The sequence below is a fragment of the Vitiosangium sp. GDMCC 1.1324 genome, from assembly GCF_003044305.1.
Lineage (GTDB): Bacteria > Myxococcota > Myxococcia > Myxococcales > Myxococcaceae > Archangium.
The window spans coordinates 662644-684617 of the sequence record NZ_PZOX01000001.1 but is presented as its reverse complement, the minus strand read 5'-3'; the positions used below and the strand labels follow the sequence as shown (position 1 = coordinate 684617).

The following is a 21974-nucleotide window of genomic DNA, read 5'->3' as shown; positions in this document are numbered from 1 at the left end:
GGAATGCTCAATTCATACAGAGCTGAGGGTCATGTCTGAAACGCGAACCCCATTCCCCGGCACGTATCGTGACACCTACGGCACGGAGCCCATCGAGTTCCTCAGCGACGGCCGCTCGCTCCTGGTCGTCGTGCGAGGCGTGGCGCTCGCCGGGACTGACTTCGACATGCTGGAGCCCGTGAACGGAGCCGAGGCAGCAGCGCGCGCGAATCTCCGCCTGCATCACAACTGCCTCTGCGGCTGCGAGCTGACATTCCACATTCCCCTGAAGCTCTCGGGGCCCGAGGGAGTGTCGGGCGCGGTCCTCGAGTCACGGCTCGTGCTCGGCGTGCCTGGCCCACGCGGGGGGCTCGACCAGGAAGATCTGCACCTGCGGCTGAGCTTCGGCGGCAAGACGTACCAGTCACGAGGCAACACCGGGTGGTTCGAGGACGAGCTACTCGACCTGGCAAGGCAGCTCCCCGAGGGGGTGCACCTGCGCGCCTGCATCACCTGCGCGTTCTCCGACTACAGCCCCTACGGTCATGGCCTGTTCGGCTGCCTGGCATGCTTCCGCGACAACAAGGCCGAATACCTCTCCGTGCGGGACAAGACGGGAATCTTCCGCGTCTGGAACACGCTCACGGAGTACGTCCAGGAGACGTACCTGTGCCCGGAGTTCCAGCTGCGAAAGCCGGGCACGGGCTACCGCGGATAGCGAGTGGGGGCGAGGCTCTCCCCCGCCCCGTCCCCGCTCAGCGCTTCTCCTTGTCGAACCGGACGAAGTAACTGCGCACCGCCGAGTCGACGAGGTCCTGATCCAACTGCGGTGCCATGCCGCGGTAGTACGCCATGTCGATCATCTGATCGAGCAGATCTCTCGGCTGGCACGCGGCGAAGCGGCGCCCGACGGGCTTGTAATGGGCGTCGATGAGGTACTGCACCATGTCGGCGTCATAGGGCACGCCGCGCTTGCGGCACATGACCTCGAAGATCTGATGGAACAGCTCCTCGTCGGGAGGCTGGACTTCGAGCTTGTAGCGGACGCGGCGCAGGAAGGCGTCGTCGACGAGATCACTCGGCTCGAGGTTGGTGGAGAAGGCGGCGAAGACGTCGAAGGGAACCTGGACCTTCTTGCCGGTGTGGAGGGTGAGCATGTCCACGTCGCTCTCGAGCGGGACGATCCACCGGTTGAGCAGATCCTTCGGGGAGACCTTCTGCCGCCCGAAGTCGTCGATGAGCAACATCCCGTTGGTGGCCTTCATCTGGAAGGGAGCCTCGTAGTACTTGACCTCGGGCGAGTACACGAGGTCGAGCATCTCGAGGGTGAGCTCACCACCAACGACGACGAGGGGCCGGCGGCAGCGGACCCAGCGCCGGTCATAGGGCTGCGAGCCATCATCCTCGATGGGCTTGTGCAGGATGCTGTCGTAGATGCGGACGATGAAGTCGTCGATGAGGATGGCATGGGGGATGAAGATCTCCCCGTCGAAGCAGTTGACCATGCCCTGGCAGATGGCCGTCTTGCCGTTGCCGGGGGGCCCGTAGAAGAAGATGGCGCGGCCCGAGTTCATGGCGGGGCCGATGCCGTCGAAGATGTAGTCGCGGATGATGAGGTCGCCGAACTTGTCCTCCATCCGCTGGCGGGTGATGCGGTTGCCGCGGACGGTCTGCTTCTTCACGACGTCGATCCACTCCTGGAGCGAAACGGGAGCGGGACCGTTGTAGCGGTTGCGGTCGAGGATCTGCCGCAGCACGTCGGTGGCGAACGTGGTGAGCTGGTAGATCATCGTGGACTTGCCCACGCCCGATCCGCCACCACCGCGGATGTCGATGTACTTCTGGCGGCGCAGGCCCTCGAGGATCTCATCAATGATGGTGGAGGGCAGCTTGAGGCGGTTGGCGATGTCCATGCCCCGCATCTCGCCGGCGAAGAAGATGGCCTTGAGGACGAGCTCCTCCACCATGGTGGCGGTGAGACCCGTCTCCGCGAGCGTGCGCGGCTGGTTGGGCCAGAAGCCCGGCGAGCTGGACGCCCCCCCACCCTCGGGGACGGCGGCGCGGCGCATGGTGCCGGTCATGCTGCGGCGCTCGGGGCTCGCGGCGGGCATCGCACCGGAGGTCTGACGGCGCGGCTCGACGGGGACGGGAGGCAGCTCCGACGTCGGCACGGGCGGGGCCGTGCGGCGCTGATCGACGATCACGGAAGGCAGGTCCATGGACGGCGGCGCGGGCGGGGCCGTGCGGCGCTGATCGGCGGGCACGGGGGGAAGCTGCTCCGTCGGGAGGTTGGAGATGACGCGACGCGCCTCGGGGCTCGGGGGGCTTGGAGCGCGGCGCTCGAGGAAGGGGCTGGGACCGACGGGACGGCGCTCGGGGGCACCCGGAGCCGGGGGAGGCCGGGCCGGACCACCGGGAGCGGCGGGACCCTGCCCGGGAGGTACCCGGGGCCGGGGAGGCGCGGAGAGCACGTTCCCCGAGGGAACGGCGGGGGTCTCCCGGGGGGTGACGGTGCGGCTGGTGTCGGTCTCGAAATCGGGGGACTCGAATCCGGGGGGAGTGGCCCCCGGCCTCCGCTGCTCGGCCATGCTTGCTCCGTGTTGAGGCAGCCGAGTCTAGCAGGAAGTCGCTGGGAGACCTGGATCACGACCCGGAAAACGAAGGCTGGGACGCGGACTCCCCTCGAACAGGCGCGGTGCTAGCTTGCCCGGTATGAGCTTCTTCCAGGAACCACCGAGGCTTGGGAACCAGTACGACGACGATGCGCTGCTCCGGAGCTATCTCGACCGGGTGCTCCCCCGGGACATGCGGGCGGGGTTGGAGGGCGAGCTGCGCGAGCTGGGCGAGCTGGGAGGCGGGTACTTCTACGACTTCCAGCTCAGGGATCGGCTGAACGAGCCCACGCTGATGCAGTGGGATGCCTGGGGCAACCGGGTGGATCAAATCGAGGTGTCGCCGCTGTGGAAGGAGGCGGAGACCCTGACGGCGAAGCGGGGCCTGGTGGCGGTGGCGTACGAGCAGAAGAACGGCGACCGCTCCCGCATCCACCAGTTCGCGCTGAACTACCTGGTGCAGGCATCGTTGGACATCTACTCGTGCCCGCTGGCGATGACGGACGGGGCGGCGAGAACACTGCTGTCGCTGGGGAACCAGGAGCTGATCCAGCGCGCCCTGCCCCACCTGACGTCGAGGGATCCAGCGACGTTCTGGACCTCGGGACAGTGGATGACGGAGCGGACGGGCGGCTCGGACGTGGGGCTGACGCAGACGGTGGCGAAGCAGTCACCCGAGGGGTGGAGGCTGTACGGGACGAAGTGGTTCACCTCGGCGACGACGTCGCAGATGGCGCTGACGCTGGGGAGGCCGGAGGGGAACGGACCTGGGGGCAAGGGACTGGCGATCTTCTACGTGGAGACGCGGGGGGCGGACGGGAGGCTGAACGGGATTCAGATCAACCGGCTGAAGGACAAGCTGGGGACGAGGAAGGTGCCGACGGCGGAGCTGACGCTGGACGGGACGCTGGCGGAGCCGGTGGCGGGGCTGACGGACGGCATCCGGAACATGTCGTGGATGCTGAACGTGACGCGAACGTGGAACGCGATGGGCGCCGCGTGGAGCATGAGACGGGCGCTGGCGCTGGCGAAGGACTACGCGAAGCGGCGGGTGCAGTTCGGAGCGCTGCTGTCGGAGAAACCACTGCACGTGGACACGCTGGCGGGACTGGAGGCCGAGTTCCACGGCGGATTCCTGCTGGCGTTCCGGGCGGTGGAGCTGCTGGGGAAGCTGGAGGCGAAGACGGCGACGGAGGAGGAGTTGTTGCTGCAGCGGCTGGTGACACCGCTGGCGAAGCTGACGACGGGACGGCAGGTGGTGCACGTGACGTCGGAGGCGGTGGAGAGCTTCGGTGGAGCGGGCTACGTGGAGGACACGGGGCTGCCGAGAATCCTGGCGGACGCGCAGGTGCTGTCCATCTGGGAGGGCACGACGAACGTGCTCTCGCTGGACACACTGCGAGCGATGGCGAAGGGAGGCGCGCTCGAGGCGCTCTATGCGGACGCGGAACGGCGGCTGGGTGCAGCGAAGGACGCTGGCCTGAAGCCATGCGTCACAGCGGCGCAAGACGCGCTGGAGAAGGCGCGGGCGTGGGTGATGAAGGCGATGGAGAACCCAGCGGCGGTGGAGGCCGGAGCGAGGCGGTTCTCACTGACGCTGGGCCGCACCTACGAACTGGCACTGCTGGTGGAGCACGCTCAGTGGTGCCTGGACAACGGACACGGCCCGAAGGCCACGGCGGCAGCGCGGCGGCTCACGCGCAACGGTGTGGACCTGATCACAGACATGGATCTGGACGACGCGCGGCTGCTGGTGTCCTGACCCACATTGCAGGTGGACCATCCGCGAAGGATGAGCAGTCCTTCGCGGCAGGGGCCCACCGTTCAAGGTCTTGTCTGGCCTGTTCCAGCCTGCTGCACGCCCTCACGAGCGAACCGCATCAATTCCTGGAGGGTCGCTGGCCCGTCGAGCACGTCATTGTGGCCTTTGCCCTCCAGGATGCGCAGGGAGGCATTCGGGAACAAGGTTCCCAGCCGCTGACCCATGTCCACGGGGATGACTTCGTCCCGAGTCCCGTGAACGATGAGCACCGGCAACTTCAGCCCGGGCGCCTTGGCTGCGCTGTCGAACCGATCCCTCACGAGCAGACTCGCGGGCAACCACGGGAAGACCCTCGCCCCCATCTCCACGATCGAGGTGTAGGGGGAGATGAGCACCAGCCGCGAGCCGTGGCCCCGTTTCGCCATCTCCACCGCCACACCTGACCCGAGGGATTGCCCCTGCAACACCGTGCGCTCCCGAGGCACACCCAGAGTGTTGTGCAGATGCTCCAGCGCGGTCTGCGCAGCCGCGTAAATGCCCGTCTCGGAGGGCCCCTGCTCCGCCGCGAGCCCGTAGCCCGGGTATTCCACGGCGAAGAAGCCGAGCCCCGCCTCCTGGAAGCGCTGCGCCAGCCACGCACTGTCCGCGAGTTGCTCACCGTTGCCGTGGAAGTGCACCACCATTGGTGCTCCCTCCGGTGAGGGCACATACAGCGCGAACACCGTCGACCCCTCTGGCCCGGGGATGCGCAGGAACTCAGCTCCGGGCAGCTTCGGCTCGCGAGCCCCCGGCGGTACCGGGAACACGATCTGCCTCTGGTTGAAGAACACCAGCACGCAGAGTCCCACGTACGCGATGACCAGCGTGGCCAGCACCAGGAGCAGCATCCGCCTCGCCCTTTGGAGAAGACGTCCCATGGGGCGGAACCTTAACCGTCACCGCGTCAGTCGAGGAAGCGCCTCCACCAGCGCCTTGCCTGCTCCTCGGTGAAGCGTAATGGCGTGTAGCGCGGTGGCTCGCCGGAGGACGTGACTTGCGGCAGGTGTAGAGGCTCGAGCCAGGGCGCCAGGACCCGGGCGAACTCACGGTACGCGGGAAGAGTCTGCCCCTCAGTCAGGTCTCCCGCCTCCGGCCACTCGCCGAGGGAGACAACAACCCGATCCTCGTCCAACTTCTGAACGACCGTTTCGCGAGCATGAAGGCGAGAGCGAAGCGCGGTGGCTCCGCCCAGCTCGCCTAGCACGGGCTGTGCGAGGAAATTGAGCCAGTGGACGCCATCGACCCGGCCGTCCATGCAGTGGGAGTTGAACCAGGCAGCCCGCAGATCAATGCCTGGGTAACGAATGAGCTCCGTGCGGAGGGGCTCCTCGGAGTTACGAAGGGAGGAGTAGACGCTCAGCGCGAGACCGGCGTGTCCCGTGGCGAAGCGAAGTCGAGAAGCCATCGCCAGGACGAGCTCACGCACTCTCGCGGGCCCGTGTGCCACCAGATATTCTGTGGGAAGGGTTGCGCTGAGCAGGCTCACCAAGGGCGACGGGTCACGATAAGGAATCCGGGCCCGGTACTCGAACAGGTAACCGTTGGTTTCGTTGGCACCGCCAGTGAGGAGCAGCCTGGTTTGAAAGCCTCGCTTTTCGATGCTTCGGGCCTCTGCCTCGCCGTAGTCGTCTGGGAAGCGCCATCGTCGCTGCGGCTGGAGGGTGTTACGAATGTAACCCCACCACTCGTCAGTCAGTCTGGCACCCTCGTCGTTGCCCCCGAGATAGATGTGGTTGATTGACCCAGGCCCTTCTCCGACCGCTCGCATGTAACATTCGAGGGCATTGAGAATACCCTCCGCGATTTCGGCATGGTCATGGGGCAGATAAAAGGCGACACGGAATACGTCTCGCGCGAGGAGCTCCCGGCGCGGGCGCGGTGGTTCGCCATCGTAGAGGCGCCAGCGCCCGGGAGGGATGCCACGAAGGCGAATGCGCGGAAGATGGGTCATGGGTCAACGCCAAGCTGCCGGAGCCCACTCGGTGTGATGAGTGCCACAGGGCATCGCCTGCTGAGCTGCTGGTAGTTCTCCAGTTGGGCCTCTGTGCCCGGAGACTTCAGCGGGTTGAGCCTGTGTCTTTCAAGGCAAGGAAACTTGAATTCGTAGACGCACTGCACATCGGTGGCATTTCGGGTGCCATGTGCCACGAGGTCAGGCACAAGAGACCCAGGCCCATCATTCGTGAGGACGACACCGTTGGCATCAGGGTTTCCCTTGTAACGCGGCTCGACGGAGAAATTGCCGCTGAATTCCGTCGAAAGGTGGCGTTTGACACAGGCGAAGGCGTCGGCATGTTTCAAGAGGCCGAGTTCCTGAGCGAGGGTGACGGGCTCATCATCGGGGGGCTGGAAACGCACGACCCGTTCGCACTCGGCGTCATTTGGAAACTTGCCATTCTTGAATCGCGAGTTGCTGCCCCGCTTCTGGTAGGCCTCGTTGATATTCGCATGAGCCTGCGCCACGCACTTCACGAGAATGGCTTCGAGGCGGTCGAGCTCCGCTCCGGTGAGAGCACGCTCGAGAGTGAGTAGTCCCTGGGCGGCCTCGACAACCTGGACAACCTTCTCAACCACCGAACCGGCCCGGGACGCCGCCGGGGCGAGAATTTCACCGGTGCTCGCATTGACTGGGGCTGCTGCGCAGGCCGCACCACAGGACTGGTTGAACTGAGAGCGCGCGCCGGTGGGTTGCCCGCCCCAGGAGGCCCGGGGTTGCAGACACGAGAGGCAGAGGAGCGCGGCGGTCGAGACAGCGAGGCAAAGACGTCCCATGGAGCGGAACCTTAACGCGCTATCCGCGTGCGATGTACCGCCCGATCACGTGCTCCAGGACCTGCTCCGCGACCACCGGCTCCTCCTGGAACCGCTTGCCCAGCCACGTCTCGACCAGACTCGCCACAGCGAACTCACACTCCTCGTTGGCGAGCTCTCCCTTCACCGGGCCGAGCCACACCGGCCGAGCCACCATGACATCGAGCAGCACCGTGAGCCCCTCCGTGAGCACCGAGGGAATGTAGGCCGGGATCTCCTGCGTACGGCCCACCGTCTCGGCGTAGTGGTAGAGCGCGCCATGGAGCCCCTGGACCAACCCCTTGAGATGCGTTCCCCCACTCACCCGGAGCTGGTTTACCCAGGACACCACCCGGATTCCCGGTGCCCCACACCACTGGAGCGAGAGCCGGACCCGGCTCGAGCCGTGGCGTCCCTCGAAGCCCCAGGGAGCATGGAGAGGGAACGCCGGCGCGGAGAGCCGTGCGGAGTAGTCCACGAGCCCGCGCTCGAAACGGTGGTGCGTCTCGACCTGGCGCACGTCATCGCGCAGACGGAAGGAGACACGCTCGTGCAGTGCGGCCAACTCTTCCATCCGCAACAACAGTCCCAGGAAGGAAAGCCGAGGCCGCTCGAAGATGGAGGGATCCGGCACGAAGCGGATGCGCGTGCCTCTGGCTGATGGAGGCCCGTCCTCCTTGACGGGAACCTCGTGTACCGGGCCAGCCGGCTCTCCGCATCGAAAGGCCTGCCGCCAGATCCTCCTGCCAGCACCGAAGGAGACCTCGAGCTCCGAAGCGAGCGCGTTGACGACCGCAAGATCTTCGTAGGGAGACACCAGGAGGAACGTCTCGGGCGCACCGTCCGGACGGGGAGCGTGAAGGTCGGCATCAGCCAGCGTGAACAGGCGAGCCAGCGAGTCCCCTGGAGGCTCGGGCACGAGCCGTGATGGCCACAATGGCCCGTTGAAGAAGAACGAGCAGGAGTCCCCTGCCCCGAGGTGGAGGCTCACTTCATCACCGCGGCCTTCGCTCGCGGCGAGGGCTCCCGCCTCCAGCAGGAGCAACGGCAACCGGTGGAGGCCGTAACCGCCCGTATCGCCCACGTACATGCCGGGCCGCTGGCGGACCTGCCGGAGGAGGTCACTCGAAGGAGGAGACATTCCCCGAGCCTACGCGAGTCACATACGCAACTCACCCACCTCGTGGGGAACACCCTCACCCCCAGCCCAGGCCCTGAAGAGAGGAACCATCCATCGCTCCACTTCGGGTTGCATTCGTGTCCATTCGACACTATGTTGGTGTCGTATAAACACGAAGACGAGAAGGGTTGAACCATGAGCATCCGGTACATGAAGGCGCCGCCGACGACGTACGTCATGCAGTTCAAGGACGGGAAGGTGAAGCGCGAGGGGCCCGGCCTCTCCTTCTTCTACTGGGCCCCCACCACCACCGTGGTCGCCGTGCCGCTCGCCAGCTCGGACGTGCCCTTCGTCTTCAACGAGATCACCCAGGACTTCCAGGCCGCCACCCTCCAGGGCCAGCTCACCTACCGCGTCGCGGACCCCAAGCTACTCGCCGGGCTGCTGGATTACTCGGTGAAGCCCTCGGGTGATTATGCCTCGGAAGATCCCTCGAAGCTGGAGGAGCGGCTCGTCCAGATCGCCCAGGTGCGCGCCCGCACAGTGGTGCAGTCCATGGCCCTGCGCGAGGTGCTCGTGCAGGCGGCCACCATCGAGGGCAAGGTGCTCGCCGCGCTGCGCGAGTCCGAGGCCGTGCGGATGCTCGGCGTGGAGGTGCAGGGCTTCGCGCTCCTCTCGGCGCGCCCCACCCCGGAGATGGCGCGGGCCCTCGAGGCCGAGGCGCGCGAGGCACTCCAGCGGCGCGCGGACGAGGCCATCTACGCCCGCCGCAACGCCGCCGTGGAGCAGGAGCGCCGCATCAAGGAGAGCGAGATCGCCACCGAGCTGTCCGTCGAGGCCGGCAAGCGGCAGATCCGCGAGGCGCAGATCGCCGCGGACATCGCCGTGGAGGAGCAGCGCTCCTCCTTCATGGAGCGCTGGAGCGACAACGAGCGCAAGGCCGCCGAGGCCAAGGCCTACGCGCTGGAAAAGACGCTCGCCCCGATCCGGGACGTGGACTGGAAGGTGCTCATGGCGGCGGCCGGTGGCGGGAACGATCCCAAGTTGAACATCGCGCTCGCCTTCCGCGAGATGGCGGAGAACGCGGGGAAGATCGGCGAGCTGAACGTGTCCCCGGACCTGTTGCGCTCGTTGCTCTCGGCCCCGTCGGGGAACCAGGGTCGCCATGGCTGAGTACGAGAAGATCGTCCTCGTCACCCGCAAGACGAGGCTCGCCGAGCTGGTGGAGCGCTTCAACACGCGCTCGCAGGCGCGCTTCTACCTGGAGCACGCCGGCCAGGACTTCGAGGACTACGCACGGGAGGACGACACCTACCGCCGCTCGCTCGACACGCTGCACAAGCTGCTGGAGCTCGGCCTGCCGGTGCAGCAGGTGGACCGCTCACTGGTGCCCACCTTCCTCTTCACCGGCAAGGAACTGGTGGTGACGGTGGGCCAGGACGGCTTGGTGGCCAACGTGGCCAAGTACGTGGGCTCGCAGCCGATCGTCGGCGTCAACCCGGACCCCGAGCGCTTCGACGGAGTGCTACTGCCTTTCGGGGTCGACAAGGCCCGGGTGGCAGTGCGCCACGTGCTGGAGCAGAGCGCCCGCTTCCGCGAGGTGACGCTCGCCGAGGTGGTGCTCAACGATGGCCAGCGGCTGCTCGGCTTCAATGATCTGTTCCTCGGGGCACGCACCCACGTCTCCGCGCGCTACACCCTGCACCACGAAAGCCGCGCCGAGTCCCAGTCCTCCAGCGGCATCATCGTCTCCACGGGGGCGGGCTCGAGCGGCTGGCTGTCCTCGGTGTTCACTCTGGCCCGGGGAATCACGGAGGCGACGGGTGGACAGCCGGGCCAACCGTGGAGGCTCACCTGGGAGGACCCGCGGCTGGCCTTCGTGGTGCGCGAGCCCTTCATCAGCCGGCACTCGGCGGCCAGCATGGTGGCCGGCTTCGTCAGCGCGCAGCAAGAGCTGGAGGTGGAGTCACGGATGCCCACGGGGGGCGTCATCTTCAGCGACGGTGTGGAGGAGGACTTTCTTGCATTCAACGCTGGAACCACCGCTCGCGTGCGTCCAGCGACACAGCGTGCCAAGCTCGTTGTCCATTAAGTAAAGGAGCCAACCGCACCTCCATGCCAAACTGGTACGACTTGAACGAAGAGTGGTTCACCTCGATCCCATCAGAGCATGCATAGACAAGCTGAGATCCTGGAGCCCTGCCGACGAGCGGTTCCTACTTACGCTCTGGTATGGCCGTCGAAGCGACTACAAACTGGATCGGGACGCCATGTTGTCCGGGTGTGCTCAATTCGAAAAGGCCGATCCTGTCTACCTCGGGAGTTTCGCAACAGATATTGCGGCCTATCGGCAGACTGGTGGGGGATACTTCGCCGTAGGCGTGGTGCGAATCCGCTGAAACCAAACTCAGCCCTGAAGCCCGGAAGCGAGCGGCTCCAGTTGCTGTACCTTCACGTTCGTCACCTTCCCCGTCTTCTCCAGCGTCCCCTGCCCCACCAGGAACAGCGCGCCGTGGATGTCCTTGCGGAACCTCGCGTATGCGTCCGGCGGAACCACGAGGTTCGCGATCCCCGTCTCGTCCTCGAGTGACAGGAAGCAGAACCCCTTCGCCGTCGGCGGCATCTGCCGGCAGATGAGCATGCCGCCCACCGCCACCCGAGCTCCCGCTCGCACCCGCTCCAGCCCCGCCGCCGTCACCGCGCCCCGCTTGCGCAAGATCGGCCGCAGCAGTTCCAGCGGGTGCTTCTCCAGCGACACGCCCACTGTCTCGAAATCCTTGCTCACCCGCTCGGCCACGTTCATCTGGGGCAGTTCCACCGACGTCCCATCCATCGCCATCCCGAAGAACAGGTCCGTCTCCTCCAGCGGGCCCAGCGCCTGGATCTCCCACAGCGCGTCCCGCCTCGAGCCGCTGAGGCTCCCCAGGGCCCCTGACAGTGCCAGCCGCGCCAGCTCGTGACGAGGCGCCCGAGTCCTCCGCGCCAGCTCACCGATGCTCGTGTAGCGCTGGCCCTGCCGCGCCGACTCCACCCGCCGCCCCACCGCATCCTGGAGCCCTCGCACCATTCGCAGCCCCAGCCGCAGCGCTCCGCCCTCCTCCATCGTGCAGTCCCACCCCGAGTGGTTCACGTCCACGCCCAGCACCCGGACTCCGTGCCGCTGCGCATCCGCCACCAGTGTGTGCGGTGCGTAGAAGCCCATCGGCTGTGAGTTCAGCAGCGCCGCCGTGAAGGCCGCTGGGTAGTAGCACTTGAGCCACGACGAGGCGTACGCCAGCAGCGCGAAGCTCGCCGAGTGGCTCTCCGGAAAGCCATAGTGCGCGAACCCGCGGAACTGGCGGAACAGCGTGTCCACGTACTCGGGCGTGTACCCTCGCGCCACTCCGCCCTCCACGAAGCGCTGGTGGAAGGGACCCAGCCGCTCCTCCGCGCGCTTGTGCGACAGCGCCCGCCGCAGCCCGTCCGCCTCCGCTGGCGAGAAGCCCGCCACCGCCATCGCCAGCTTCATCGCCTGCTCCTGGAAGAGCGGCACCCCCAGCGTCTTCTGCAGAATCTTCCGCACGTCCTCCGAGGGGTACTCCACCGGCTCCCGCCCTTCCCGCCTCCGCAGGTACGGGTGCACCATGTCTCCCACGATGGGTCCCGGCCGGATCAGCGCGATCTCCACCACCAGGTCGTAGAAGCACCGCGGCTTGAGCCTCGGCAGCATGTTCATCTGCGCCCGGCTCTCGATCTGGAACACCCCGATCGAGTCCGCATTGCACAGCATCTCGTAGACCCGGGGGTCCTCCGACGGAATCGTGGCCAGGGACAGGTCGCGGCCGTGGTGCTCCTTGATCAGCGCCAGGCACTTCGCCAGCGCCGTCAACATCCCGAGCCCCAGCAGATCCACCTTCAGGACGCCCACCGCCTCCAGGTCGTCCTTCTCCCACTGCACCACCGTGCGGCCCTTCATCGCCGCGTTCTCCACGGGGATCATCTCCACCAGCGGCTCGCGCGTAATCACGAACCCGCCCACGTGGATGGAGAGGTGCCTCGGGAAGCTTTCAATCTCCGTCGCCAGCGCGAGCGTCTGCCGCACCCGCCGGTCCTCCTCCGACAGCCCCACCTCCTTCAGCAGCTCCGGTCCCATCTCGCCGCCGTGGGAGCCCGCCGTCTTCGCCAGCCGGTCCACCTGATCCAACGACAGCCCGAGCGCCTTGCCCACCTCGCGCAGCGCCAGCCGCCCCCGGTAGCAGATGACCTCGCACACCATTCCCGCGCGGTGCCGGCCGTGCTTCTCGTAGACGTACTGCAGCACCTCCTCGCGCCGCTCGTGCTCGAAGTCCACGTCGATGTCCGGCGGCTCCTTGCGCTCCATGCTCAGGAAGCGCTCGAAGAGCAGCCCCATCCGCACCGGATCGATCGCCGTGACGCCCAGCGCGTAGCAGACCGCCGAGTTCGCCGCGCTCCCTCGCCCCTGGCATAGAATCCCCTGCGAGCGTGCGAACCGGACGATGTCCCAGATGGCCAGGAAGTACCCCGCGAAGTCCAACGCCCCGATGAGCTTCAGCTCGTGCTCGATCTGCTTCACCACCTCGGGCGGAACGCCTCCCGGGTAGCGCACCTGGAGCCCCTGGTACGTCAGCTCGCGCAGCCAGGTCGTCGTCGAGTGACCCGGCGGCAGATCCTCCTCCGAGAAGTGGTAGCGCAGCCCCTCCAGCGTCGCATTACAGCGGCCCGCCAGCTCCAGCGTGCGCTCGAGCGCCTCCGGGCAGTCCGAGAACAGCCGCGCCATCTCCTCGGGCCCCTTCAGCGTCCGCTCGGCGTTGGACAGCCGCCGCGTCCCGAGCTGCCCGAGTGTCGTCTTGTACCGGATGGCCGTAAGCACGTCCTGCAGCGGCTGGCGGCTCCGCTGGTGCGTGTGCACGTCGTTGTGCGCGCACAGGGGCACCCCGAGCCCCTTCGCCAGGGCCTTCGACCGGGCCACGCGGGCCTCGTCTCCCGAGGACAGCGATCGGGAGATCCCCACGTAGAAGCGTTCCGGGAAGGCCTCCGCCAGCGGGGCCACCTGCTCCGCGGGCGCCGGGAACGGGAGCAAGGCCAGGAGCCCCTCGTTGCCCTCGGCGAGCTCGCGCCAGGGCAGGCCCGCCTCGCCCTTGGGGTGCAGCATCCGGCTCTTCGAGATGAGCCGGCTGAGGTTCGCGTAGCCCCTCGCGTCCTGCGCGTACACCACCACCGGAGGGCCATCCAACAGCGTCAGCTCACTGGCGAGCAGGAACTTGATCCCCGCGTCCCTCGCCGCCAGGTGGGCCTTCACCGCGCCATAAAGTCCGTCCCTGTCCGCCAGCGCCACCGCGGCCAGTCCCTGCTCCGCCGCAGCCTGGATCAATTCCTCGGGGTGCGAGGCCCCGCGTAGAAACGAAAAGTTCGACCGGCAGACCAGCTCCGCGTACACGTCCGCCAAACTACTGAGCAGCCGTTCAGGCGGAAGGTCCGCCCCAGTAGGTATGTTCAGCCTACCCACCGTGTCACGACACTTTTGAGGTGAGATCGCTCCGCGTGACCATCTCGTCGGGTGCATGGGCACGTGAGGACCGGAGACGTCTGATCCAGGCGCTCCTGCTCGCGACCCTGGCGTCCACCAGATGCGCAACACGCCCGCCCCGCCATGAGCGGAAGCCGTTCAGCGTCCCGGGGATACGAACCACTCCCAGTCCTGCCCCTCCGCTGGGAAGGGGCTCCACCGGCGCGAGGCGAGCACCTCGGCCCGCCAGGCCTCGACACCACCGCTCAGCGGCCAGCCCCGTGTCACGGTGCCTCGCCTGCGCTGCGCATAATTGACCCGCAGCATGCGGTTGACCCTGTCGATGACCGTCGGCGTCGCCCCTGCACGCAGGTGGAACTCCGCCGCCTGCATGATGCCCTGGTACCGTTCGGGGATGGCGGGCAAGGCCACCTCGTGGACCGGCCAGAGCCCGAGCAGCGGCGGAGTGACTCCCTCGAGCAAGGCCGCGTGCACACGGTCGTGCCCATCAAGCACCAGCCATTTCATGAGCAGGTCCACATAGAGCAGCAGCACGGGAGGCAGCGTTCCGTCCCGTGCGCGCTTGCGCCAGCTCTTCACCCGCCCATCGTCCTCGGGCGAGGGAGCACGCAGCGGCATGATGGCCCCCACGCGCATCCGCTCTTCTGAGTACGGCTCGAAGTCCGTCCAGTCCTCCACCCGAAACCGCTCGAAGCGGAGGACTCCTTCGGGTGAGTGGGGTGGGAGCGGAGGCTGACCGAACTGCCACTCCATGGTGCTGATGGGATAGCGGCACGCCTCGGGAGCACGGATGGCCTGGAGGGGCCGCAAACACCAGCGACCCGCGTGGAGCACCGAATGCTCGGACTGCGCGAGCGTGCGGCCCAGACGCCACATCCAAGCTTCCCACCAGGGATCTGTCCCCGGTGAATGCGTCACCTCGCGCACCTCGGCCGCGGACAGCGGAGGCAGGCCCCAGGGAGCGAGGGCCTTGCCCCGGAGAAAGCCGCACCGATCCCACCAGCCATCGATACGCACCCAGAGCAAGGGCTGTCCGCCGCTGGTCAGGCGCAGCCGGTAGTCCGGGGCGGCCTCCAGGTGCAGGGACGGAGGCTGGCGCCAGCGACCCTCGGCGGGGACATCCAGCAACAGTCCCGAGCCCGCGAGCGGCAGCCCCCAGTCCTCCGTGTCATCGGTGGTGAAGGCCACGTTCGGGTGCATCCCCTCCTCCTTGAATCCAAGATTGTGGCAGGGTCCCAGGTGGGCGGCGCTCCTGATTGATGCGCCGTGCGGTCCTCGGCCCACCTTCGCGTCTCCGTGGCTCGCGAGAACTGAGTTAGGATCCGACGGTGTCTTCGATACAGCGACGAGCGTGGGGGTGGATGGGCGTGCTGCTCCTCGCGCTCGGCCTTGCCTGCACGCGAGGGGACTCGCCACCGCCCCGGGCCCTCGTCCACGAGACCTATGTCTGGCAGCGCGACTGGAGCCCCGAGCTGAGTCAGGCCGTCACGGAGGCCCCCTCGGAGCTGGGAGCGCTCCGCGTGCTGGCTCGCGAGCGCTCGGGACCCGAACGAACCCCGGTGGATATCGCGGTGGACGTGGCGGCCCTCGTGCGCAGTGGCCGCGAGGTGGTGGCTGTGATGCGGGTGGACGGCACGGCGCCTCTCGAGGGCATCTCCCTCCAGGAGGTCGCCACGCATGCCCGGGCCTGGAGGGCGCGGGGCGTGCGCGTCCGAGGCATCGAGCTCGATCATGACTGCGCCACCGCCGCGCTGCCGGATTACGCGGACTGGCTGGCGCGCGAGCGGGCGGCGCTCGGGGACCTGGCACTCTCCATCACGGCGCTTCCCACGTGGAGTGCCTCGCCAGCGATCGCCCGGCTGGCCTCCATTCCCGATGGCATCGTCCTCCAGGTGCACGCCGTGCGCGCTCCCACGCTCTTCACTCCCGAGGAGGCCCGGGGTTTCATCGAAGCCTGGTCCCAAGCCACCGGCCGCCCCTTCCTCGTGGCACTCCCCACCTACCGCGTGCGGCTGCGGGACGGGACTCGACTGTCCGCGGAGCCGCGCGAGGTGGCGCGCTTTCTGGCCGGACTGCGTGAGCGTCCCGTGGAGAACGTAGCGGGCATCGTCTGGTTCCGGCTTGGCCACCGGGGCGACCCGGAGGCCTGGAGCATTCCCACGCTCGCGGCGGTGGTTCGGGGTGAATCCCTGTCGCCGCGGTTCGTCCCTCGCCTCGTGGATGTGGGTGGAGGCACCTGGGACATCGTCATCGAGAACACCGGCCGCGTGGACGCCGATGCCCCCGCGCGCCTCTCCCTTTCCGGCAACCTCGAGATCCTCGACGGCGTGGGCGGCTATACCGCGCGGGGGACCTCACTCGTGGCGCGCACGCCTCCCCGCCTGCGCGTGGGCGAGCGCCGCGTCATCGGCTTCGTGCGGGGATCCGAGGTGACTCTTGCTGCTCCGTAGCGCTGTGACGTTCCTGGTATTGCTGGTGGTGCTCGTCCCCGTCCGCCGCGCGAGCGCCTGCGGCCCCGACTTCCCGCCCGAGTTGCTGAGAGACCGCGCAGCGACGCTGTCGGAGCTGCCGGACGGCGCCTTCCATCACGAGGCGAAGAGACTGGTACCGAAGCCAACGGATACCTTCTCCGTGGTCGACGGCGAGGAGCCGGAAGGAGCCCGGACGGGAGGCGGAGCCCGCGAGACGGAGCTCTACGAGTCCGGAGCGAAGGCCTTCCATGCGAGGCACTGGGACGAGGCCCGCGCCCGCTTCAAGGAAGTGCTCGTGCTGCCCCCCGAGGAGCGTCGCCGCTTCTCCACCTTCGCGGCTTTCATGCTGGCGCGAACGGCGGAGTCGGCGCAGGAGGGCCGGGAGCGCTTCGCCGAGGTGCGTGAGCTGGTCCGCCAGGGCTTCGAGGATCCGCTGGGGCTGGCCGTGGCGAGCCTGGGCGAAGAGGCACGGCTGCACCTCGAGGAGGGCGATGACGTGGGAGCGATCCAGCTCTACGCGGAGCAGGCGGCCCACGGGAGCTCGAGTGGAGTGTCCTCGCTGCTGTTCGTGGCCCGGGCCATCGGCCGCGACGACGCGCGCCTGCAACGAGCGCTGAAGGATCCCCTGGGACAGCGCCTGCTCGCGACCTATGCGTGGACGCGAGGACAGGAGACGCTGTGGACGGAAGACGGTACGGGGACCTACCCCAACCCGCTGCCGCGTCTGCTGGAAGCACTCGCGGCCGTGCCCGGACTGGCCGGGGCGGATCGGCTGGCGGCGGGTGCGTGGCGCGCGGGCCGCTTCGATCTGGCCGAGCGCTTCGCCGGGCAGGAGCGGACTCCGCTGGCGGCCTGGGTGAAGGCGAAGCTGGCGCTGCGCCGCGGAGACCGGACGGCGGCGGAGCAGTACCTCGCGGAGGCCCGGGAGGGCATCCCGGCGACGGAAGACTGGACGATCGAGCCCTGGAATCCCCTGATGCGTCCGAGGGCGCGCGTGGAGGGAGAGTGGGCGCTGCTGGCGCTCATGCGTGGCGATTTCAGCGAGGCGGCGGAGCGCGTGCTGAGGACCTGCTCGTGGCCAGACATCGCCTACGTGGCGGAGCGCGTGCTGACGGAGGAGGAGCTGCGGCGGTTCATCGCGGCCCACGCCACCAGCCCGGAGTTCCGGTGTCGACCCAGGCCCGGTTTGTATTCGAGCGAGCAGGCCGATCTGGCGGAGGACACGCCGATCGCCGTGCCCCAAGGCTCCGGTCCAGACGTGGAGACCCCGAGAGAGAACGTGGGTGAGAAACTCCGCCTGCTGCTCGGCCGACGCATGTTGCGCAACGGCCGTGGCCAGGAGTCCCTGGAATACTTCCGAGGCACAAAGTGGGAAGAGCCCGCGCGGCAGTATGTGGATGCGCTGGATCGGGCACGGTCGGTGTGGAACGACGTGGATGAAGCCCAGGCGCTCTATTCCGCGGCGCGGCTGGCACGCAACGCCGGCATGGAGCTGCTGGGAACCGAGGTGGCTCCCGACTGGGCCTGGGCGGAGGGGGAGTTCGACGTGGGGCAGTGGTACCTCGAGCTCCAGCAGTACGACGAGAGTCCCAAGAAGCCGGTGGTGCTGGAGAACCTCCCGTTCACCACGGACGCCGAGCGCGAGCGACTGACCGCACACGCGCCGCCGCACGCGCTGCGCTTCCACTACCGCTCCACGGCGGCGGATCTGGCCGAGAAGGCCGCGGACCTGGTGCATCCCCGGAGCCAGGCGTACGCGGCGCTGCTGTGCCATGCCGCGCGGTTCGCCTCGCGCAGCGAGCCGGAACGGGTCCAGCGCTTGTGGCGCACCTACGTGCAGCGAGGGGCACTCGCCGCGGATGTTGGGATGTTCGGCCAGAGCTGCCCGGAGCCGGACTTCGAGCGGCTGCGCAACCAGAAGCTCGCCCTGCCCTGGCGGACCTGGCGGCTGCGCACGACGGCGACCGTGGCAGCAGGAATGCTGCTGCTGCCAGTGGCGGGCGCCATCATCTTCGTGCGCCGCAAGCGCCGGGATGCGCAGAGCCAGACCGGCGACCAGTAGGCGTCAGTCGCGCGCCGCGCCTTCCCGGCGCCAACCTCGCCAGTGACGCGCCAGGCCCATCAGACCCAGGATGGCCCAGGACCACAGCGCAGCGGGTGACGTCGACTGGCAGCCGCAGCCGCTGTCCGGTGTCCTCGGATCAACCAGGGTCGGATCCTTGGAACCGGCGTCCTGCCCCGAGCCCGCATCGAGCCCACTCGCGCCGCCATCCGGCACCACACCGCCATCGGACCCTGAACCAGCACCCGGATCTCCACCGCCATCCAGCGCCACACCGCTGTCGATCTCAGTGCCTCCATCCAGCCACACACCACTGTCGGGCTCCGTGCCACCATCCGGCGCCGCACCGCCGTCCAGCACCACGCCTCCGTCAGGCTCCGTGCCACCGTCAAACTCGGTGCCTCCATCCAGCCACACACCACCGTCGGGCTCCGTGCCACCATCCGGCGCCGCACCGCCGTCCAGCACCACGCCTCCGTCGGACTCCGTGCCACCGTCCGTCACCACACCGCCGTCCTCGCCTCCGGGCGGCTCAAACGAGGACTGAGCGACGTAGATGGCGGTTCCCCATTCCTCCTGATCGTTGTCCGGCGGTGCCAATCCCGCGGAGAAGGTGATGTCACCGCGGGCGTTGATCATCACGCTGCCTCCGAACACCGGATTCGAGGGCTTCTCCTGATCCACGCGCGCGGGGCCGAGGTCCGAGGGAAGAATGTCGTGCTCATTCACCACGCGCTTCAGGTAGGCACCCGAGCCGAGCCCGCCAGCAGGAGCGCGCCCAGGAGCACGCTTCTCGTCCAGCCATGCCCGCCACGTGCGGGCAGAAGACTCCAATCCATCGATGTACTCCGTCTCATGGCACTCCACCTCTCCTGTGCAGGGCGGCGACTCTACCGCGCGAGCGATCAGCGGGAGGTGTGGAGATTGGAGAGGAGCGATGGCATCAGGGGCGGATGCTGCCCGGTTCGAGAGGACCGCTCAGCCCGCCTGGCGATTCCCGGAGGACATCTCGTCCAGGAAGCGCATCAACAGGGGGTTCACCAGTTCCGGCTCTTCCACCGTCGAGGTGTGCCCACCCCGGGGCATCTTCACCAACTTCGAGCCCTCGATGGCCGCGTGAATGCGCTCGGACTTGGCCGGCACCGTAGCCACATCCTCCTCGCCCACCAGCACCAGCGTCGGCGTCTTGATGAGCGGCAGCTCGTCGTACACACCGCGCCGCCGGATGACGCCATTCACCGCGCGCCAGACGTCGCGACGCAGCCCCAGGAGCCGGGCCTTCCATTCTGCCCGCTCGGCCGCCCGCTCCTGGCTCTCAAGGAACGTCCGGCCGAACATGATGCGCATCACCGGCTTCGCCACGAGCCTCGCCCCGAACCAGCGCACGATGAAGTTGAGCAGGTTGTAGCGCGGCACGTTCTGCTCGGGCTCCGGGTCCGCCGAGGTCTCCAGCAGCACGAGCGAGCGCAGCAGGTCCGGCCGCCGCGCCGCCAGCCGCATGCCCACGAAGCCGCCCATGGACAGCCCCACGAAGTGGCACGGCCCCACGCCCAGCTTCTCGATGAGACCCACCGCGTCCGCGTACACCGTCTCCATGTCCACGGTGTCCACCTTCCAGATGTCGCTCTGGCCCTGGCCGCGGTGGTCGTAGGTGATGCAGCGGTAGCGGTCCTTCAACGCCGCCACCTGCTTGTCGAACATCCGGCCACTCCACAGCAGGCCGTGACTGAACACGATGGGCTCGCCCGAGCCTCCCGTGTCCTCGTAGTAGAGACGGGTGCCATTGACGTCCAGGAAGGGCATGGTGCGCTCCGGGGTTGGGGATTGCTCACATCGCCGTGGTGCCACCGTCCACGACGAGCTCCGAGCCTGTCATCATCTTGGATTCATCCGAGGCCAGGTACACCACCGCATAGGCGATGTCGTCCGGCTCGCCGATGTGGCCGAGCGGAATCATGCGCGCGAGCTTCGCCTTCCCCGCCGCCACATCGCCCGCCAGGCTGGCCAGTCCATCCACCATGGGCGTCTCGATGAACGTGGGGTGCACGGAGTTGCACCGGATGCCGTAGCCCTTGCGCGCGCAGTGCAGCGCCACGGACTTCGTCAGCAGCCGCACTCCGCCCTTGCTCGAGCAGTACGCCGCGAGGTTGTCGCCCCCCACCAGCCCCGCCACCGAGCTGATGTTGATGATGGAGCCCTTCGCACCGCACTGGCGCATGCCCCGGATGGCGTGCTTACAGCCCAGGAACACGCCGTCCAGGTTCACCGAGTGCACGAAGCGCCACTCCTCGAGCGACAGCGACTCGACGTCCTTGGCGATACCGACGCCCGCGTTGTTCACCACCACATCCAGCCGGCCGAACGTAGCCAGCACCTCGTCCACCACCCGCTGCCACTCCGGCTCCTGGGTGACGTCCAGCTTCCAGGAGCGCGCGGCCCCACCCAGCGCAGCGGCGACGTCCTTCGCGCCGGGCTCATTGCGATCGGTGACCGCCACCCGGGCGCCCTCGCGGACCAGCATCGCCGCCGCGGCCTTGCCCAATCCAGACGCCGCGCCCGTCACCAGCGCGACCTTGCCCTCAACTCGTCCAGCCATCACTTGCCTCCTTGCACCGGTCCCGCCGGTGTCAACAGAACCTTGCCCTGGCGCCCGCCCTCCATCGCACGCGTGAGCGCCTCGTGAATCTTATCGAGCGGGTACGTGGCATCCACCGGGGCTCGCAGCACCCCCTCGGACACCAGCTGAGCCAGCCGCTGCATCAGCGCCGCCTGCTCCTGGCGCGGCGTCTTGCCCATCCAGTGCACCAGCCAGAAGCCACGCAAGGTCACACCCTTGAAGACGACCGCCGAGGACGACAGGCATGGCCCCTCGCCGCTCATCGCGCCGTAGTTCACCACCACGCCCCCCATGGCCAGCGAGTCGCCCAGCCGCGCCGTCGCCGAGCCGCTCACCGCGTCGATCGCCAGCCGGATGTTCGCGCCGCCCGTGGCCTCGCGCACCCTGGAGGGCAGCTCCGGCCCGTCCACCAGCACCACGTCCGCGCCCAGCGCGAGCAGCTCCGGCACGAGGTCCTCGCGCCGCACCACGTTCACCGTCCGGTAACCCTCGCGCCGCGCCAGCGTGATGAGATAGCGTCCCACCGCCGAGTTCGCCGCGTTCTGCAGCACCCACTCACCGGGCTGCAGCTCGACGTACTCGTGCAGCAGCAGCTCGGCCGTGGGGGGATTGATGGAGAGCATCGCCATCTGCAACAGGTCCGCGCCCTCCGGCACGGGCAGCAGCCGCTCGGCCTTCGCCTTCACGTGCGTGCGCCAGGTGCCCCCGCCCATGGGCAGGAAGACGTGCTGGCCGGGCCGTACCGCTGTGCTTCCCGACACGTCCACCACGCGCCCGACCCCCTCGTTTCCCGGCACCGCCGGCAGCTTCGGCAGCACGCCATACCGGCCTCCGATCGTCGACAGATCCGAAGGATTGATGGGCGTGGCCAGCACCTCCACGAGGGCCTCGCCGGGCGCGAGGGGCCCGGCCTGCTCGTCCACCACCTGCACCACATCCAACGGGGGCCCGAAGGCCGGGAAGCGCACCGCTTTCATGGGGACTCCGCTCGTCCA

The 21974-nt window shown here is 68.0% G+C and carries 17 protein-coding genes; 7 read left to right on the top strand and 10 right to left on the bottom strand.

Annotated elements, in window-relative coordinates; translation table 11 throughout:
• Positions 1–31: 31 nt before the first annotated feature.
• Positions 32–697 (top strand): DUF6304 family protein, encoded by a 666-nt coding sequence (locus tag DAT35_RS02600; RefSeq protein ID WP_108065265.1) that lies wholly within the window; start codon positions 32–34, stop codon positions 695–697.
• Between the two features lie 37 nt (positions 698–734).
• On the opposite strand, the gene DAT35_RS02595 is transcribed toward DAT35_RS02600, so the two are convergent.
• Positions 735–2567 carry an ATPase gene (locus tag DAT35_RS02595; RefSeq protein ID WP_108065264.1) on the bottom strand — a complete coding sequence of 611 codons (1833 nt, stop codon included), beginning with the start codon at positions 2565–2567 and terminating at the stop codon, positions 735–737.
• A gap of 124 nt (positions 2568–2691) precedes the next feature.
• Here DAT35_RS02595 and DAT35_RS02590 point away from each other — a divergent pair, with 124 nt between their 5' ends.
• Entirely contained in the window at positions 2692–4353 is a 1662-nt protein-coding gene (locus tag DAT35_RS02590; RefSeq protein ID WP_108065263.1) for an acyl-CoA dehydrogenase family protein, read from the top strand.
• Positions 4354–4415: 62 nt separating this feature from the next.
• Here the strand turns inward: DAT35_RS02590 and DAT35_RS02585 are convergent, their stop codons facing one another.
• Complete coding sequence (locus DAT35_RS02585; protein ID WP_108065262.1) at positions 4416–5270, bottom strand: alpha/beta hydrolase; 855 nt, start codon at positions 5268–5270, stop codon at positions 4416–4418.
• Between the two features lie 26 nt (positions 5271–5296).
• On the bottom strand, positions 5297–6343 hold the full coding sequence (locus DAT35_RS02580) for a type VI immunity family protein (RefSeq protein WP_233261262.1): 1047 nt from the start codon (positions 6341–6343) through the stop codon (positions 5297–5299).
• A gap of 122 nt (positions 6344–6465) precedes the next feature.
• Between DAT35_RS02580 and DAT35_RS02575 the strand changes: the two genes are divergently transcribed.
• The gene (locus DAT35_RS02575; protein ID WP_108065260.1) at positions 6466–6924 is read left to right on the top strand and encodes a hypothetical protein; all 459 of its coding nucleotides are present in this window, start codon (positions 6466–6468) and stop codon (positions 6922–6924) included.
• Between the two features lie 259 nt (positions 6925–7183).
• Here DAT35_RS02575 and DAT35_RS02570 read toward each other — a convergent pair whose 3' ends face one another.
• Complete coding sequence (locus tag DAT35_RS02570) at positions 7184–8323, bottom strand: hypothetical protein (protein WP_108065259.1); 1140 nt, start codon at positions 8321–8323, stop codon at positions 7184–7186.
• A gap of 174 nt (positions 8324–8497) precedes the next feature.
• Here DAT35_RS02570 and DAT35_RS02565 point away from each other — a divergent pair, with 174 nt between their 5' ends.
• A complete protein-coding gene (locus tag DAT35_RS02565) occupies positions 8498–9475 on the top strand; it encodes an SPFH domain-containing protein (RefSeq protein WP_108065258.1) in 978 nt (325 codons plus the stop codon).
• Positions 9468–10394 (top strand): NAD+ kinase, encoded by a 927-nt coding sequence (locus DAT35_RS02560; protein ID WP_108065257.1) that lies wholly within the window; start codon positions 9468–9470, stop codon positions 10392–10394. The genes DAT35_RS02565 and DAT35_RS02560 overlap by 8 nt, the downstream gene beginning before the upstream one ends.
• A 315-nt stretch (positions 10395–10709) precedes the next feature.
• Here the strand turns inward: DAT35_RS02560 and DAT35_RS02555 are convergent, their stop codons facing one another.
• A complete protein-coding gene (locus DAT35_RS02555) occupies positions 10710–13748 on the bottom strand; it encodes an error-prone DNA polymerase (RefSeq protein WP_108065256.1) in 3039 nt (1012 codons plus the stop codon).
• 219 nt (positions 13749–13967) lie between these two features.
• Positions 13968–15029, bottom strand: coding sequence for a hypothetical protein (locus DAT35_RS02550; protein ID WP_108065255.1), 1062 nt, complete (start codon positions 15027–15029; stop codon positions 13968–13970).
• A gap of 161 nt (positions 15030–15190) precedes the next feature.
• On the opposite strand from DAT35_RS02550, the gene DAT35_RS02545 reads away from it, so the two are divergent.
• Complete coding sequence (locus DAT35_RS02545; RefSeq protein ID WP_108065254.1) at positions 15191–16279, top strand: DUF3142 domain-containing protein; 1089 nt, start codon at positions 15191–15193, stop codon at positions 16277–16279.
• Entirely contained in the window at positions 16266–18362 is a 2097-nt protein-coding gene (locus tag DAT35_RS02540; protein WP_108065253.1) for a hypothetical protein, read from the top strand. The genes DAT35_RS02545 and DAT35_RS02540 overlap by 14 nt, the downstream gene beginning before the upstream one ends.
• Before the next feature lie 3 nt (positions 18363–18365).
• On the opposite strand, the gene DAT35_RS59775 is transcribed toward DAT35_RS02540, so the two are convergent.
• The 4 genes from DAT35_RS59775 to DAT35_RS02520 form a co-directional block, all read right to left on the bottom strand.
• On the bottom strand, positions 18366–19229 hold the full coding sequence (locus DAT35_RS59775) for an MYXO-CTERM sorting domain-containing protein (RefSeq protein ID WP_199242776.1): 864 nt from the start codon (positions 19227–19229) through the stop codon (positions 18366–18368).
• A 111-nt stretch (positions 19230–19340) separates the two neighbouring features.
• Positions 19341–20165: an alpha/beta fold hydrolase gene (locus DAT35_RS02530; RefSeq protein ID WP_108065252.1), complete on the bottom strand. Its 825-nt coding sequence runs from the start codon at positions 20163–20165 to the stop codon at positions 19341–19343.
• A gap of 25 nt (positions 20166–20190) precedes the next feature.
• Positions 20191–20958, bottom strand: a complete 768-nt coding sequence (locus DAT35_RS02525; protein ID WP_108065251.1) for a glucose 1-dehydrogenase — start codon at positions 20956–20958, stop codon at positions 20191–20193.
• Positions 20958–21956, bottom strand: coding sequence for a zinc-dependent alcohol dehydrogenase family protein (locus DAT35_RS02520; protein ID WP_108065250.1), 999 nt, complete (start codon positions 21954–21956; stop codon positions 20958–20960). Before DAT35_RS02520 ends, DAT35_RS02525 begins: the two co-directional genes overlap by 1 nt.
• Positions 21957–21974: the final 18 nt, after the last annotated feature.

Bases quoted from the DNA above. Each gene is read 5' to 3' on its own strand.
- DAT35_RS02600 (WP_108065265.1), top strand. From the start codon at position 32: ATGTCTGAAACGCGAACCCCATTCCCCGGCACGTATCGTGACACCTAC.
- DAT35_RS02595 (WP_108065264.1), bottom strand. From the start codon at position 2,567: ATGGCCGAGCAGCGGAGGCCGGGGGCCACTCCCCCCGGATTCGAGTCC.
- DAT35_RS02590 (WP_108065263.1), top strand. From the start codon at position 2,692: ATGAGCTTCTTCCAGGAACCACCGAGGCTTGGGAACCAGTACGACGAC.
- DAT35_RS02585 (WP_108065262.1), bottom strand. From the start codon at position 5,270: ATGGGACGTCTTCTCCAAAGGGCGAGGCGGATGCTGCTCCTGGTGCTG.
- DAT35_RS02580 (WP_233261262.1), bottom strand. From the start codon at position 6,343: ATGACCCATCTTCCGCGCATTCGCCTTCGTGGCATCCCTCCCGGGCGC.
- DAT35_RS02570 (WP_108065259.1), bottom strand. From the start codon at position 8,323: ATGTCTCCTCCTTCGAGTGACCTCCTCCGGCAGGTCCGCCAGCGGCCC.
- DAT35_RS02565 (WP_108065258.1), top strand. From the start codon at position 8,498: ATGAGCATCCGGTACATGAAGGCGCCGCCGACGACGTACGTCATGCAG.
- DAT35_RS02560 (WP_108065257.1), top strand. From the start codon at position 9,468: ATGGCTGAGTACGAGAAGATCGTCCTCGTCACCCGCAAGACGAGGCTC.
- DAT35_RS02550 (WP_108065255.1), bottom strand. From the start codon at position 15,029: ATGCACCCGAACGTGGCCTTCACCACCGATGACACGGAGGACTGGGGG.
- DAT35_RS02545 (WP_108065254.1), top strand. From the start codon at position 15,191: ATGGGCGTGCTGCTCCTCGCGCTCGGCCTTGCCTGCACGCGAGGGGAC.
- DAT35_RS02530 (WP_108065252.1), bottom strand. From the start codon at position 20,165: ATGCCCTTCCTGGACGTCAATGGCACCCGTCTCTACTACGAGGACACG.
- DAT35_RS02525 (WP_108065251.1), bottom strand. From the start codon at position 20,958: ATGGCTGGACGAGTTGAGGGCAAGGTCGCGCTGGTGACGGGCGCGGCG.
- DAT35_RS02520 (WP_108065250.1), bottom strand. From the start codon at position 21,956: ATGAAAGCGGTGCGCTTCCCGGCCTTCGGGCCCCCGTTGGATGTGGTG.